General features: G+C 46.4%; 9 protein-coding genes and 1 pseudogene. 2 read left to right on the forward strand and 8 right to left on the reverse strand.

Going from position 1 to position 15,635, the window contains the following annotated elements; translation table 11 throughout:
- The 7 genes and pseudogenes from drmA to OL236_RS06860 form a co-directional block, all read right to left on the reverse strand.
- Positions 1–3,324 carry a DISARM system helicase DrmA gene (gene drmA / locus OL236_RS06830; RefSeq protein WP_265070053.1) on the reverse strand — a complete coding sequence of 1,108 codons (3,324 nt, stop codon included), beginning with the start codon at positions 3,322–3,324 and terminating at the stop codon, positions 1–3.
- On the reverse strand, positions 3,324–5,975 hold the full coding sequence (locus OL236_RS06835; protein ID WP_265070054.1) for a DEAD/DEAH box helicase: 2,652 nt from the start codon (positions 5,973–5,975) through the stop codon (positions 3,324–3,326). Before OL236_RS06835 ends, drmA begins: the two co-directional genes overlap by 1 nt.
- Positions 5,976–7,505, reverse strand: a complete 1,530-nt coding sequence (locus OL236_RS06840) for a site-specific DNA-methyltransferase (RefSeq protein ID WP_265070055.1) — start codon at positions 7,503–7,505, stop codon at positions 5,976–5,978.
- A gap of 11 nt (positions 7,506–7,516) precedes the next feature.
- Positions 7,517–10,135, reverse strand: a complete 2,619-nt coding sequence (gene drmD, locus OL236_RS06845; protein ID WP_265070056.1) for a DISARM system SNF2-like helicase DrmD — start codon at positions 10,133–10,135, stop codon at positions 7,517–7,519.
- Entirely contained in the window at positions 10,125–11,411 is a 1,287-nt protein-coding gene (locus OL236_RS06850; protein ID WP_265070057.1) for a DNA cytosine methyltransferase, read from the reverse strand. Before OL236_RS06850 ends, drmD begins: the two co-directional genes overlap by 11 nt.
- Before the next feature lie 85 nt (positions 11,412–11,496).
- Positions 11,497–11,700: a helix-turn-helix domain-containing protein gene (locus OL236_RS06855; RefSeq protein WP_265070058.1), complete on the reverse strand. Its 204-nt coding sequence runs from the start codon at positions 11,698–11,700 to the stop codon at positions 11,497–11,499.
- Positions 11,701–11,831: 131 nt separating this feature from the next.
- Positions 11,832–12,047, reverse strand: a pseudogene (locus OL236_RS06860) (DNA-binding protein); the annotation flags it as partial.
- A 544-nt stretch (positions 12,048–12,591) separates the two neighbouring features.
- Between OL236_RS06860 and OL236_RS06865 the strand changes: the two are divergent.
- Together OL236_RS06865 and OL236_RS06870 are read left to right on the forward strand one after the other, a co-directional pair.
- Positions 12,592–13,038: a hypothetical protein gene (locus OL236_RS06865; RefSeq protein WP_265070059.1), complete on the forward strand. Its 447-nt coding sequence runs from the start codon at positions 12,592–12,594 to the stop codon at positions 13,036–13,038.
- Positions 12,998–13,705 carry a nucleotidyl transferase AbiEii/AbiGii toxin family protein gene (locus OL236_RS06870; protein WP_265070060.1) on the forward strand — a complete coding sequence of 236 codons (708 nt, stop codon included), beginning with the start codon at positions 12,998–13,000 and terminating at the stop codon, positions 13,703–13,705. The genes OL236_RS06865 and OL236_RS06870 overlap by 41 nt, the downstream gene beginning before the upstream one ends.
- 412 nt (positions 13,706–14,117) lie before the next feature.
- On the opposite strand, the gene OL236_RS06875 is transcribed toward OL236_RS06870, so the two are convergent.
- The gene (locus OL236_RS06875; protein ID WP_009646802.1) at positions 14,118–15,620 is read right to left on the reverse strand and encodes an IMP dehydrogenase; all 1,503 of its coding nucleotides are present in this window, start codon (positions 15,618–15,620) and stop codon (positions 14,118–14,120) included.
- Positions 15,621–15,635 lie beyond the last annotated feature (15 nt).

The following is a 15,635-nucleotide window of genomic DNA, read 5'->3' on the forward strand; positions in this document are numbered from 1 at the left end:
TCAATCCTCCATGTAATAGAACATATGCGCAGAACTCTCGACCTCACGCATGGAACGAAGTGTAGCTTTTGCGTTCTCATCGTGCGGCTGGTCATACGGATTCATCAACCTGTTATAGCGTTCAGTTCCGACAACGTAATACCGTAGCGATTTCGTCTGTGTCGCCTGCAGTTTCCACCAGTCAATGAAGCGGTCTATTTCTTCCTCCGCATCTGCTCGTGCTGACGGCTTTATGATATTAAGTCGGTCAACAATCAGCTTCTTCACAGAATCAAGCTGCTCTGTAGTTAGTGAACCGATAGCCGCCGCATCCGGATTATTTGCCATGTTCGAGAAGTTCAGCCGTATCGCAGATATTATCAGCGCATGCATAACACGGTCTCTTGCTCTGGCAGAGAATGGAGTCGCCGTTGTTCCCTCGACAAAACGATAAAGCTGCGAATGATATCCGGTAAAATTCTCGTAATGCGATAAGTCACGAGGACGATACGCATTGTAGAGCATAACCACAAGTCCAGGGAATGCACGACCGATACGGCTTGTTGCTTGGATATATTCCGAGTTCTGTTTCGGCTGACCTGCTACAACCATCAGTCCAAGGCGGTCAACGTCCATACCAACAGCAATCATATTTGTAGCGATAGCCGTATCCAGACAGTCTTTTGAAGCACAGGTCGTTTCAAGCTGATTCAGCTTTTCCGGTATCTTGTACGATGACATACGGGAAGTGATCTCTACGTTGTGATTCAAATACCGCTGCTTATCCAAACCGTACTTATTTTTGATACGATAAATTCTCTTCGGAATGTCGTCTTGTAAAAGTCTGACCGCACCGCCAAGCTCTCGGATACTGTTGAAGTAGCCGACAAGAGAATAGTACGGGTCAATCACATCCTTGTATTCATCTTGGAGGGAGTATGTATAAGCAGCCTGCAGGATAATGGCGTAAACACGTAGCAAAGCTGTCTTAACAGACTGACCAGGTGCGCAGACGCCCACATATTTTCGGAATGGATCATCCTCTATGGAAATCTCTCTGATGAAAAAGCTGTCTCCAATTTCAAATCCGTTCGGTGGAAACTGTGTCGTATTCTTTCTTGCGTAAAGGCATCTGGTCTGTGCCTCCGCATTCTTGATTGTAGCCGTCGAAACGACATACTTCGGCTTAATGCCATCGTGAATGCACATATCCTCGATGATTGTTTCATAGGCACCGTAGACCGTACCAAGCGGTCCCGTAATAAGATGCAGCTCATCTTGGATAATCAATTCCGGCGGCAGGAACGGTCTAATATTGACCATCGTTGATGCCGGCAACGAAGCCGTTTTGTTGTGACGTCCGTGTTCTGCTCCAATCGCAACATAACCATCGCGGCTGCATTTTCTATCCACTCTGCCAAAAAGCGCATTCGTATTCACATCCCAAGGCAGTCGTGCGAATTTATCAACAGTCGATAAAATAATAGTCGGACACTTGGCGCATATTTCCTCATCGACAAGATAAACCGGAATTGGCATCCTGTCCTTTTTATATCTGTAAAACTGACAATCTCGATCGGAACAGAAAATCTCGATGGACTTCTTGTCGGTGTCAATGTTAAAGTTCTCCTCTTTGAGAGGCTTTCCGCAAAACGGGCAGGTAAGAAGCTGCTTATAGACGTGGTTCCTTGCGCTTCTTGCGGCTTGTGGATTATCAGCCTTTTCAATAAACTCATCAAATTTGTTAGGCGTTACTCCGCCTCCTACCCAGAATCCAATGCTGATAGGCTCTTTGCCAAACTGTGGATATGCCTGCCGCCTGATCATTTCGGCTGCAAGTACCATCTTTGTAATACGGTCTCTCTGCTGTGTGGTGAGCAAACGGAGCGTATATCGGAGCATAACGGTCACGCCGCCATCTCGATTGTATTCCTCTCCATCAGACGCTCTGAGTCTTCTGTTGGCGATAACGAATGCCATAAGACCAAGGTAAGCCTCTGTTTTACCGCCGCCTGTAGGAAAGTACAGCAGGTCAACGACCTCACGGTCTTTATGTTTCGGATCAACGATTCCGGCAAGATTCATCAGAATAAAGGCAATCTGGAACGGACGCCATCCGAAGTTATTATCAGGATTCTTCGGATTAATGAAATCCTGGAAATTGCACTCTGTCCCTGTGCCGTGCTTCTTTGCGTAGCCCTTGATGCTGTTCTGCAAGAAGATTACACGGTTCATAAAGCAGAAAGCTTCAAATGAAATGGCATCATTTTCAATAATGCTGATTCCCTCACGGATACGCTTCAGAGCATCTTGGCAGCGGTCAATAACCTTGTTGCCAATCTTATCCTTAAAATCAGGAGTGCTCATCCTTGCGTTTCCGAGAAGTGTTGAGTTGATCCACTTTTCGTATGATTCAGCCAGTGTGTTAAGTTTTCCGACGGTTTCTTCTTTTTTCGATTTTACAGACATAGTAAATGTCGAGAAGAAGTATCGGTCAAATCCATCCAAAGCAGCGCTGACACCCGGAAATTCATACTCAGGTATAAACGCTGATTTCACATATGTTGTTCTGCCGTCAACAGGAGTATCCCACACCGCTGCGCAGCCACGTCCGCGTCCCATGATCGGGCGCTGTTCAAAATAAAACTCATCGGAGGCAAGTATCTCTCTGCAAATATGTTCTGCGATAAACGAAGCAGAATTGGCCTCCGTATAAGCCTTGATTTCCACTTGGAACATAATCGCTTCTGCGCTGTTAGCAGAATTTTTTCTCTTATTAATGACATATGCCGTTACAAGAGAATAGCCGCCCTTCAAAGAAATGCGGGACACATGAACATGGACATTGGAGTCGCAGACAAGCTGGTAATCCTTTGTTCGAGTAAAATCTTTAAGCTGAACATGAACCGTTTCTTCCATTGGCTGGCGCGTATATATGGCGCGACTATGTTCTTTTTCATCTTTGCCGGTATATTTCTCAGAGGACTTTACATAGTCCCCCCATGTCACATCAAGATTGATACTCTCTGTATCGCTTTGGATGTAGAAACTGATACCAATAGACGAAGGCAGTTGAAAGTGTATGGTTGAAATAGGCTCGTTGTCGTCATCCTCACCGACCGTAAAATCCTCACCATCTTCAAATGCCATATCAGCGTCAACTTCCTGCTCTCCAGCGCCAGAGTAATCCTTATCATCGCTTTGAATATCGAGCATACCCACGAGATAGGCATAGCGAGGATTCTCTTCAAGGACCTCTTCCTTTTCTCTGGGGCCGATAAGGTCAGTTCTTATGGCGTCAATGATTTTCTGCCTGACCTCTGAATATTTAAATCTGTCAGCCATTATGCCTCCTCCTTCACGGCATGAGCCGTACCGAGTGTATATTTACAGGTATTGCCAAGATGAATGTTGTCATCTGAAATCAGCTTGTACTCCCAAGGTTTATGATCCGGGTCTGCCGTTGAAGCAAAGCGGCACCACTTTATGCCTTCTCTTGCCTTTGATACGACCTCATCTGATGTCACTTCATTCAGAGCCTTAACCTCGACCATGAATTTTCCGGCAGTTGTTTCCACGAGAAAATCAGGATTGTACTGCTGCCCGGCTTTCCAGAATAAGCCCAGCTGATTAAGCGGCGGCTTGATCCAACGGATAACATCCGGGTCTTCCTCCAATATAATGGAGAACAGGCGCTCTGTATCGCTGTCGAAAGCATTCGCCGGATAATATGACTTCTTGTAACCGGTAAATAGATACTTCTTGATGTTGCTCTTATCAGAGAACGGCTTATCGTACTTAACCTTTCCGTCCTCTTTGACGTTCTTTACGAACTTACGGAACAGGATAAGGTCTTTCTGAATGATGTGGACATCCTGAGTTTTCCTATCCATATGCTCATAAATCTGCTTGCGGATATCGGACACAATCAAAGAAGCATAGCGGCGAACGATTCTCCGCTTGTTTTCTCCGTCTTCGGATATCTGGCTTAAATACTGTTCAACCACATCAATAACAAAATCTGCATCGTCATAAGACAACTCGCTGAGGGAATCGAGGAGCATACAAGCAAGAGTATTCATAGCATCATTGACCTCAAGAACCTGCGCATCCACGACAGAAAGAAGCTGCTGATTGATAGCGTCAAAACGCTCAATCTTAGCCATAGCCACTTCAAAGTCAGCGATTGTACGCTTCACTTCAAAACGATTAAACTTCACCTCCGAAGTGGTCTGCACAAGGATTTTCGGAACAGAGATAGCTTTCGCTGAATACTTCAAAACCGCCTTTACAAACTCGTCCTTGCTAAGAGGCTGTTTGCCTAGTTTACCACCGGTAGCTGCCTGCGGCTGTTCCTGTGCGGGTGCTGTGGTCTCAGCAGAGTCACCGGAAAGCATCTCAGGATGACGGTCAAAGAGCGTCATCTGGCCAGGGTCTTCATTCTTGTCCTTCTTCTGCGCAGCCATAAAGTTCTTCACATATTCCTGATAAATCTCAAGCTGCGTTTTCGGATTACTGACCTCGGCAAAGGACTTCACGCCGGATGCAGTAATGGCAAAATCAAGCAGAGAAAGCTGACCATCATCTACGGTGGCAGATACTCCCACGGACTCTGACGGCTCTACAATCGCTTTATCAAGGTCACGATAACGGAAGATATCACTGCTCTTAATCTCATCCACGAGTTCTCTATAGTGGTCGTGGGCAACGATATCAAGAGAGTCTATGTCTTCGTTGCCGGTCTGTTCACCGAACGGAAGTCTTAAACCACGACCAATAGTCTGCATAGCGAGGATATCACTCTTTGCTGCGTTGAGCGGAATAATCGCAAAGAGGTTATTGACATCCCAGCCTTCCTTCAGCTTGTAAACGTGCAAAACAATCTCAACCGGGTTAGAAGCACTCTCTATAGAGAGCAAAAGACGGATGTTTTCTTCCGACTCCTCGCCAGTCTGCTTTGAATGTATTTCGATAACCTTGCCCTTATACTTTCCACCTTGGAAATCATCGCTGTCTATCAACACACGGATTTTCTTGGCGTGATCCGTATCTTTGCAGGCTACAAGAACAATCGGCTTTACATAGTCGAGGTCGTTTTCGCTACAGTACTCGCGCAGCACAGCCTTGCGATGCTCATGAAGCGTAAGACCGTCTCGGATTTTCATCTCCTCGATATCCTCCTGGTTATATCCCGCCATGTTGGAGCGTCCCATAACGACAGGAATCTTCAGATATCCCTCGACAGCGCCACGAGCAAGATCATAGGCATAAATGACATTCGATGTGGTCTTCGGCGTGGCGGTAAACTCAAGTCCGAGAACCGGCTTCAGATAATTGATTGCCTTCATTGAAGCCGGGGCATAATAACGGTGCGCCTCATCCATGCAGATAACAAGATCATCGAACTGCGCTAATACATCCGCAAAGGAAGCACCCAGCGTTTCCTTAAACTTATGGAAATTGAACTGCGTGTCCGTTTTGCTATTGAAGATTTTCCCAATATTAAAGATAAAAAGCTGAATCTCCGAAGTCTTTTCAATTCGCATAGACATCTGCTCAAACTTCACAGGGTAGGTATCATAGTTTTCCCCATCATACACCTTCGGTCTTCCCATTTCCGATTCAAGACCTTTGAAAATATACTTCGGATGGTTCGGATTGGACTCCTTGCGCAGTTTTTCGTAGATGGTGTTTCCGGGCGCAAGAATGAAGAAGTGCTTGTAGCCCTTCGCTCTGTACAGATAATAGATGCTTGCTCCCATCAGACGGGTCTTTCCGATACCCGTGGCCATAGCATAGCAGAATGACGGGAATTCAAACCTAGCTTTGACCTTGCGCTGCTTCTCACAGTATTTCGTTGCAGCCGTCTCAACTATATCCTTGCTGTCTTTCTTGTAATCACAATGCGAACTTATGGCATCAAGGTAAGAGAGAGCCTCCTCCTGCGGAGTTCTCAGGCTCATTGCGTATTTGATCTTGGTTACTATCTCAGACATTTACTGCACCTCGCTTTCAAAATCGCATTTCTCTAGGAGGTCTTTCGGAATCTTCTTGACCTCGATGTTATCGGGCAATACCATATTCGACTGTACTTTTGTTCCGTAGATCAGGAGCGACTGACCTTCGGCAAGCCGCGCGGACAGCGATTTTATATATCCGGCGTTAATGAACTCCGTAGTGATGTGAATAAACCGTTTCTCCGAAGAATGGCCGTGGAACATATCCTGTGGTTTATATCGGAATCCTTCAATCTTACAGATTGCCTCGCAGAGCATCTCAAAGGTGTAGGAGGGATTGGTTTGATAAATCGGCAGCTTATCATTCTTCACGAGAAGGCTCGGTGCCAACTCATAGAAGTGATATCCGCCGCCGCCTTTCCAATTAACAGGCTTTGTGATACCTCCTTCATCCGAACCCTCGATTATTTTATCTAAACGCACCTTGCAATTTGTATAAGCATGCTCACCCATTTCTATGCCTATATACTTCCTATTCATCTTATGGGCAACCGCAACAGTTGTCCCAGAGCCAAGAAATGAATCCAAAACCAAATCCTCCGGTTTCGTTGCAATATGAAGGATACGCTCTATCAATGTTTCTGGCTTAGGCGTGTCAAAAGCATCATCCTTTCCAAATAATGCCATTATTTCTTTCTTTGCCGAATCTGTATGTCCGACTTCATCGCTCGGCCACCAAGTCCACGGTGCTACCCCCGGAACCTCGGATAAATACCTGATCTTATTGGGTTGGCCGTTATTATCTTTGCCAAAATAGATTCTCCCGTCGGTGCGTAATTCTTCAAACGTCTTTTTAGACAAAGACCAGCATCTTCCTGCTGGCGGTGTGTGTACCTTTCCTCCCGGCGCGGTTATTTCATAAAATTGCTCAGGGGTTGCATGTCCCGCTTGCGCAGTCATAGGTACTGGTCTCCATCGTCCCCTCGGATCATTGTTAGGATTCCTATACACCTCGGCCTGCTTCTCTGACATAGGAACGAGATTTCGATATTCCTTAAACTTTGTTGGATTTTTTGCAAAAACAATAATGTATTCATGAACATCGCCTATTGCTTCTCTATTCTCTCGTGAATATCTTTTTTGCCATACAATCTGTGCAATAAAGTTTCTCCGCCCGAAAAGCTCATCGCACAGCACTCGCATATATGCCTGTTCCGAATCATCTATACTAATCCAAATACTTCCTGTATCTTCATTAAGTAGATTCCATAGTAGCTCTAAGCGCGGTCTTATCATGCACAACCAAGTACTATGCTCCAATCCATCATCATAATAATCAAATGCGCTACCGGTATTGTAGGGGGGATCAATATAAATACACTGAACTCTCCCCACATACTCCTGTTGTAACGCTTGTAATGCAATCAAATTATCTCCGTGAATGAGCATATTCTCGCTGGATGGGTCACCATAAGACTTATCGACAGCCTCCATGAAAATTCTCGGCTCCACGACCTTGTCATCATATTTGCCCACCCAAGTCAATTCTAATTTTCCAGTCTTCTGCATAATAATCTCTCCTAAAACTTCAGTACGATGTTAACCAACAGAATCGGGTTAATATCAAACTGTTTTTCAAACTCTGCGATTTCCCGTTCGCCCTCAGCTTTGAAGCCGGTACCTTTCTCGTAAAAAGACTCCTGCAGCTTTTCAAGCGCCTTGGACTTCTCGGTTATTTTTTTTCGTATGTCTATCTTCTCGTAGAAATTATCCGAGGCTCGTTCCTCTTCCTTTAGAACATCGATCTCGGCGTTCATGTCCTGGTATGTCGCTATCAGCTGTTCCATCTGAATGCGCTCCCAGTTTTCGATCTTTCTGCGGTTATAGGCTTTAATCGATTCTGACTGTTCTTGATAGCGTTTAACCATCTCTGCGGTCAGATTGTCGTAAACACGCTGATAGAGCTGCATCTCGGATTCTGTCGGTGTGAAATAGCGCACATCCATATCGTCTATCTGCTCAAGTTCGGGGATAAGGTCTGCCTCGTCAAAGTCTATATATGCCCCTTTTTCATCACAAAGCAATACTACCGGGAAGAGAAGTTTCGAGGAATCGCAGAAGGCTCCTATGAACAGGATTCCATGCGATCCGAGGACTTTTTCTCCCCAATTATCGACCTTCCAGTAATGAAGACCGCCGTCAACCTCCGGCTCTTCAAAGGCACTCCAGTATTCCACATCATGCAGATACCTTGCAATATCAGACTTTGTAGCGTCAAGCGCCTGTTCCTTTGCACCACTGCTTTCAGTAAGCAGAAGGGAGCGGAGTTCTCTTGCTTTCTTGTCCCGCTTTGCGTTCAGCTTGCGATCCAGTTTATCAAAGGCTTTCTTGAACTCTGCCGTGGTGTCGCAGGTCTGATAAATTTGCAATACCATTTTTTCAAAACTTGTACCCGACTCCAATACGCCAAGAGCAATATCCGATGCACCGAAGACACCCTCGAATAGTTCAAACTTCTTCGAGAGGATATTGTAAACACGCCGGTCAGCGGCATTCTGCGTATTCAACAAATTGATTGCCACAACGTCATGTTTCTGGCCGTAGCGGTGGCAACGGCCGATACGCTGCTCAATCTTCATCGGATTCCAAGGCAGGTCGTAGTTAATTACCGTATTGCAGAACTGGAGGTTCAAACCTTCGGAGCCTGCATCCGTGCAGATTAGCATCTTTGCGTTATGGCGGAAGTAATCTACGATGGCGTGTTTATATTCCACGCTGCGACCGTAGTTTTCCTTGCCGAAATTCTTGACCTGCCATGCTTTGTATATTTCCTGCGTCATAGTGTCATCAAAATCACCATTGAAAAGGAGAATATCCTCGTCCTCGAATCCTGTCTTACGAAGCTCTGCGACTATGTACTTCTGTGTACGCTTTGATTCCGTGAAAATTACTACCTTCTGTGGGATTCCTTGTTCCTGCTGGTAGTCGAATGCAATCTGTATGGCAGTCTTCAGAGCATTGACCTTTGCGTTTGCTTTGATGCGCTTTGCAACATCAATGATGATATTCACCTCATCGAGTTCAGCTTGGATGAACTGTTTCTGAACAATGGTATCTTCATCCTCTGTATCCTCAAAGCCCGACTCATCGATTTCATCCTCAACATAGCTCCAGAATAGGTCGAAGCCTTCCTGCGCATTTGCAGACTCGCTACCCTCGTATAGCTTTTCGAGTCTGTTCTTCAGAATTTCAAAGGTTTCTATCAAAGCGAAACTCGAAGAAGCAAGCAGCTTTCTGATAACAAGGATGATCAGCCTGCGGTTTGAGGTCGATATAGAGTATAGCAGCTCACGTTTCAAGAAGTCGTTTACCCGCTGATATAGTTCGATCTCATCCTGTGACAGGGTAAAATCCACTGTTTTGCAGGTTCTCTTTTTGAAATTCATGTACTTTGCTACATCTTTACGGAGGGTACGGTACAGAATCGGCGAAAGTTCACGCTTAAGGTCAGAGTAATCCTGTCCCTCGATGTAGCGTTTGTTAAAGACCTTCTCGCTGCCGAATATACGCTGGTCGATAAAAGATACCAGCCCGTGAAGGTCTGTCAGCGAATTTTGAAGTGGCGTAGCGGTCAGCAGAATCTTCGGTATGCCCTTTGACAGTTCATACAGATTCTTTGCCCTTTTAGTACCGTGAAATACGTTTCTTAGATTATGCGCCTCATCGATGATGATAAAATCCCACTTCACCTCCGGGAACCGTTTCATCAGCTTGGATGAATAGTCATAGGAGGTAAGAACAATTCGGACAGATTTATTGTCGGTGAGTCTCTTGCGCCAGTCAGAACTGTCTTTTTCCACCGTCAGCCTGTCAAGTATCACCGACTCCAAGCCGAACTTATCCTCAAGTTCCAGTTCCCACTGTTTTCTCAAGGATGCCGGAAGCGCAATCAAGACACGCTTTGCGCCAGTCTCAAGAACATATTTCAGTACGAGTCCGGCTTCAATGGTCTTTCCGAGTCCAACCTCATCCGCCAGAACAATACCCCCTGTTTTTAACGCTTGAATAGCAGTGCAGAAGGCATTGATCTGATGGGGATTCAATTCAATATTCGTATCCAAAAGGAAGTGGAACGGAGAAGCCTGAAGTTCCAGCTTTTTATATCTGCTGAATTGTTCAAGCAGCAGGTTACCTTCCATCTGAATCTCCTTTATACAGTTGCTCAAAAATACCCATCGCTATCCCTTTTGCCATCATCGGAGGCACAGCGTTCCCAATCTGGACGAATTGTGATGTTCGTGGTCCCTCAAAGAAATAGCTGTCCGGGAAAGACTGTATTCTTGCCGCCTCACGGACGGTAATTGATCTGTTCTGCTCAATGTCAGGATGAATGAAATAATGACCGTCCTTTGAAAGGTGTGCCAGAATAGTATGACAGCACGATTCATCGCCCTCGACAACTTTAAACCTGTCCTTAAATGAATGCCTGTTCTTGTGCGTTTTCAATTCATCCGGGAGATCATTGTAATTCAGGCGTTTATGACCGTCATTCCACAATTCAACAGCCCGCCTGTAAATCTTGATATCCCGATCTATATTCGGTCGGCAGTTATGGTGAGTCAGCACGTCATCCTTCGTCCGTATTCCTGACTCCATAACATAGCTTGTGGCTTTGGTTTTTGCGTACTTATCGGAACTCTCTCCGGGATGCAGCTTTGGCAAATCAGCGAAGAGGTCATTTACTATAGCGTCAGTTTTTAATTCAAGAAAATCGGGATATTTCAGACCGCTTTTCTTTAACCATCCGACGATAATCATTCGACGTCTGTTTTGGAGTACACCAAAGGTATGAGCGTTCTGCTCACGGCATTCAATTTCATATCCCACTCTTTTTAAGTATTTTTGAATGTTCTTCCAGGTAGCTCCGCCATTAGCCGATTCAATACCCGTAACATTCTCGAACACAAACATACGAGGCTGATAGCGTTTTAAGAAACGCGCATACAGTTTATACAAGTAGTTACGAGGATCTTCCGCCATCGGCACTTCCATGTGACTGCTTTGCGCTCTGCCCACCAAGGAATATGCTTGACAGGGCGGTCCCCCCACAATGACATCAATCTTTGAGATGCCTCGTATTTTCATTATTCCATCAATCGTCTTGAAAATTGATGGCAATGTTTCGTCAGACATCGTTTTATTGATTATGGTTTTTGTTATCGAAGCAGGAATCTGCTTCATGAATTCATCACGGGATATTTTCCTAGAAAGATATTTTTTATATAAACCGATATTGCCAACGTCTTTAAGGTAGTAATAGGCGCTTCTCGTTTCAAGCGTTTTAGCTGCAAATTCGTTCATTTCAACATGAGCCACTGGCTTAAAGCCGGCTTGGAGAAAACCTTCTGAAAGTCCTCCAGCTCCCGCAAAGAGATCGATAAAATTGTAGCTACATTGCGCATTTATCTTTTGCATATAATTTCCTCTTAGTAAATAGCAACTAACTTCCACACATTCAAAGTTCATTTGAGATGTAAAATCAGTAAGCCATTTATTTTCTTTACTTTTTTTCGATACTAATTAAATCCCCAATGTCAGTATCTAGCTCTTCACAAATCTTACCAATAACGGTGAGTGATACCGCATCACCTCTAACCATTTTTGATATCGTAGTAGGTGAAATACCTGTCTTTTCAACTAGGTCTTTTTTCTTCATATTGTTGTCTATTAGAGCTTTCCAAAGTCCACTGTAGTTAAATTTCATTTTTCACTCCTATAACTCCATATATGCGGATTTTTAATCCATAATATTATAGCATATCTACTTTTATATTTTCTATACATATGATTTGAACAAAAAAATCGGTGCAGTCCGAAGACCGCACCAGCAATTCCTTATAACTCGGCTTCTTTGGAAGCCTCTTTCTTTTCTGTTGGGTTTGCTTTTTCTTCCGCCTTATACTTCTTAATTGCTCCAAGGACGGACTCTTTCTTTTCCTCCTGATTTTTCATCTACCCTTTGCCTTTTAGAAGCTTAGAAGAAAGTATCCTCACATTGGTATGCTCCTTGCCGTTTTCGTCAATGGATTTTCTCTCCTGACCGAAGAGCTGGAAGATTGCAATTTTAATTTTCGCATCGTTCTGCCAAACTTTGGTATCTTATACAGCCGTAGCATACATGTCATTTGCAGTCTTATAACCGAAGATTTTGCACGGATAGTTGTTCACCCAATCTTCGATTCGTTTCAGCTCTCTTGGTTTCAACGTGCTGAAATCCGTTCCTTTCGGCAAAAATCTGCGCAGAATACGGTTCCCGTTCTCGTTGCTCCCCGCTCCCAACTACTGAAAGGATGGGCGTAGTACACTTCATCGCACTTGGCTGCCTTTTGCAGCCCTTTGCCATCCAAAAACTCTGAACCATTGTCTGCCGTAATGCTTTTAAATACTTGCGTGAAATCTCCCTTCACTCGGCGATGGGCGCGCCGAACCGCCTGCAACACTTCCTTTTATGTTTTATTTTTCACGAGCACATAGATAGTCTTGACACATACTCCTTCAATCGAATGCCCAAAAGGCAACGAAGATGCTATAATATGAACAAGAAGAGAAGATATGGCACGCGCAAGGTCGTCCGCCATAGGAAAGGAGCGTTGTCATGAAATACATATCGGGGCTTCATGCGCTCAATATTCCCTGTCGATTGGAAACGAGCGGCGATTGGCATACGCTGTCGTTGTCATGGGAAAACATTCCCTTATGGAATACGGAGAAATCGCCATTTGGCACAAAAGGGATCGAACGGCATCAAAGTCTTATGGGCAAAAAAGGGACTTTCTACATTGCAAACCACATCCGAGCCTGCCTTGATCTGCTCTTGGCAGGAGACTTCTCCAATTTGCAAGGTATGCGCCGCGATTATATCTGCACGGATATTTATGACGCAGGTATTTTTGCCGCTGTTTGGAAACTGCGCGAGACAGCGCACTGGACAGACATCGACCGATTCATGGAAAACGAGTATCGAATGAAGTGGATTCTTTTCAGAAAGGAGCAAAAGGCGAATGAATACCGCACAAATGCGTCATATAGAAATCATGCGTAATTTCTTGACAGAACTCAACAAGGAAACCGATACGTTCATCTTGAAAGGCGGAACGAGCCTTCTTCTTGCTTATGGACTGGATCGTTTTTCCGAGGATATTGACTTGGATGGAGAGAAACGGCGTCTCAAGGGATTCATCGAGAGTTATTCCCAAAAGCATGGATTTTCTTTCCGTATCGCCAAAGATACACCAACAGTCGAGCGATTCATGCTGGCATATGACCCATCCATACAGAAACCATTAAAAATCGAAATCTCCTATCGCAGCCGCAGCATTCCCGCGAATACGCATCATCGCGTGAACGGAATAGAAGTCTACACGATCGACCGAATTTGCCAGTTGAAAACAGGCGCGTACCAGGGACGGGATAAGATCCGTGATCTCTATGACATTTGCTTCATTTGCCATCGATACTTTGAGGAATTGTCGGAGTCTGCAAAGGAACAGCTGAAGGATGCTTTGACCTATAAAGGCTTTGATTATTTTGATTATGTCACTTCCACGCAGGACGACGCACTGATCGATAAGGACGCATTGGCAGGACTTTATCTGAATATGTTTGAAAAGCTGGATCTTCTCTATTCAGAGGAGGAAGCGAAAACTATTTCTGCCAAGGAACCTGATGCAGAAAAAGAAGACGATGAACAAGAGGACTGGCGCCGCTGAAACCGACGAGCAGAGAATCTCATGCCGCAGTTCTTTCCGTAAACCGCTCCGATGCCGCATAACTTGGAGAAACTGCATCAGAAGATTCAACGGGGCAAGCAACACCTCTTCCCCATAGAAGTTGCAGCATAAGCTACACGCACAAACGTCCACTTTGTGGACATTGTGCGCCGCCCTTACCAGAAACCCAGCCAATCGGTCTGCGCCCTTTGGGCTTGACCTCTTAGGGTTTCATGGTAAACTACACGCAAGAAAAAAGCTGTGTTATGTCGACTTCCTTTCCTGCGCATTTTTTCGAGAGAGTTCTTATAGAAACGATTCCTTGATTCCCATGATAAAAACGAGGGGCTGTGCATAAGTCGAATTTGACTCATGTAACAGCCCCTTTTACTATGCTGTTTATCACAAAAAATCAGTCACGGCCAAACTTGTCCTTCAAGATGACGTCGTGCGAACCGCCCTCGACGATGCTCGTCGAGGATACGAGCGTGATCTTCGCTTTGTCGCGCAACTCACTGAGGTTGAGCGCACCGCAGTTGCACATCGTCGAGCGGATCTTGCTCAGCGAGATGTGGATGTTGTCGCGCAGGGAACCGGCATAGGGAACGTAGGAGTCTACGCCCTCTTCAAACGACAGCTTGCGGTCGCCGCCGAGGTCGTAGCGCTGCCAGTTGCGCGCGCGGTTCGATCCTTCGCCCCAATATTCCTTGTAGTAGGTGCCGTTGACCTTAACCTTGTCCGTCGGGCTCTCGTCGAAGCGCGAGAAGTAGCGGCCGAGCATCATGAAGTCCGCGCCCATCGCCAAGGCGAGCGTCATGTGATAGTCGTGCACGATGCCGCCGTCCGAGCAGACGGGGATGTAGACGCCTGTCTCCTTGAAATACTCGTCGCGTGCGCGGCAGACGTCGATGACCGCCGTCGCCTGACCGCGGCCGATGCCCTTCGTCTCACGCGTGATGCAGATCGAGCCGCCGCCGATGCCGACCTTGACGAAGTCTGCGCCCGCATCCGCGAGGAAGCGGAAGCCTTCGCCGTCAACGACATTGCCCGCACCGACCTTGACATCCTCGCCGAACTCCTTGTGGATGTACTCAAGCGTCTTCTTCTGCCACTCCGAATATCCCTCGGAAGAGTCGATGCAAAGGACGTCCGCACCCGCCTCAAGGAGCGCCGGCACGCGCTCGGCATAGTCGCGCGTGTTGATGCCCGCGCCGACGATGTAGCGCTTGCGCTCGTCGATCAGCTCAAGCTCATTCTCCTTATTGTCCGTGTAGTCCTTGCGGAACACCATGTAGCGCAGGCGCTGGTTCTCGTCAATGAGCGGCAGCATGTTGAGCTTGTGCTCCCAGATGAGATCGTTCGCCTGCGGCAGCGTGAGATTGGCATCTGCGTAAATGAGGCGTTCGAACGGCGTCATGAAGTCCTTGACGGGCGTGTCGAAGCTCATGCGCGTCACGCGGTAGTCGCGGCTCGTGACGATGCCGACGAGCTTGCCGTTCGGCGTACCGTCCTCCGTGACCGCCATCGTCGAATGTCCCGTCGCGTCCTTGAGCGCCAAGACCTCGCCGAGCGTCGTCGTCGGCTTGATGTTCGAATCGCTGCTCACGAAGCCCGACTTATAGTTCTTGACGCGAGAGATCATCGCCGCTTCCTGCTCGGGCGTCTGCGAACCGTAGATGAAGGACACGCCGCCCTCGCGCGCCAAAGCGATCGCCATCGTGTCGTTCGATACCGCCTGCATGATCGCCGAGGTCATCGGAATGTTCATCTTGATCTTCGGCTCTTCTCCGCGACGGAACTTCACGAGCGGCGTCTGAAGCGAGACATTCGCCGGAACGCACTGCTCCGAGGAGTACCCGGGCACGAGCAAGTATTCACCAAAGGTATGCGACGGCTCTGTGAAATAATATGCCATTTTAACCCCTCATTT

Origin of the sequence: Selenomonas sputigena, from assembly GCF_026015965.1 — a bacterium.
Taxonomy (GTDB): Bacteria; Bacillota; Negativicutes; order Selenomonadales; family Selenomonadaceae; genus Selenomonas.

What these genes read in the sequence shown, in the direction of transcription:
- OL236_RS06865 (WP_265070059.1), top strand. Translation starts at nt 12,592, where the DNA reads ATGAAATACATATCGGGGCTTCATGCGCTCAATATTCCCTGTCGATTG.
- drmA (WP_265070053.1), bottom strand. Translation starts at nt 3,324, where the DNA reads ATGGCTGACAGATTTAAATATTCAGAGGTCAGGCAGAAAATCATTGAC.
- OL236_RS06850 (WP_265070057.1), bottom strand. Translation starts at nt 11,411, where the DNA reads ATGCAAAAGATAAATGCGCAATGTAGCTACAATTTTATCGATCTCTTT.
- drmD (WP_265070056.1), bottom strand. Translation starts at nt 10,135, where the DNA reads ATGGAAGGTAACCTGCTGCTTGAACAATTCAGCAGATATAAAAAGCTG.
- OL236_RS06835 (WP_265070054.1), bottom strand. Translation starts at nt 5,975, where the DNA reads ATGTCTGAGATAGTAACCAAGATCAAATACGCAATGAGCCTGAGAACT.
- OL236_RS06840 (WP_265070055.1), bottom strand. Translation starts at nt 7,505, where the DNA reads ATGCAGAAGACTGGAAAATTAGAATTGACTTGGGTGGGCAAATATGAT.
- OL236_RS06870 (WP_265070060.1), top strand. Translation starts at nt 12,998, where the DNA reads ATGAATACCGCACAAATGCGTCATATAGAAATCATGCGTAATTTCTTG.
- OL236_RS06875 (WP_009646802.1), bottom strand. Translation starts at nt 15,620, where the DNA reads ATGGCATATTATTTCACAGAGCCGTCGCATACCTTTGGTGAATACTTG.
- OL236_RS06855 (WP_265070058.1), bottom strand. Translation starts at nt 11,700, where the DNA reads ATGAAATTTAACTACAGTGGACTTTGGAAAGCTCTAATAGACAACAAT.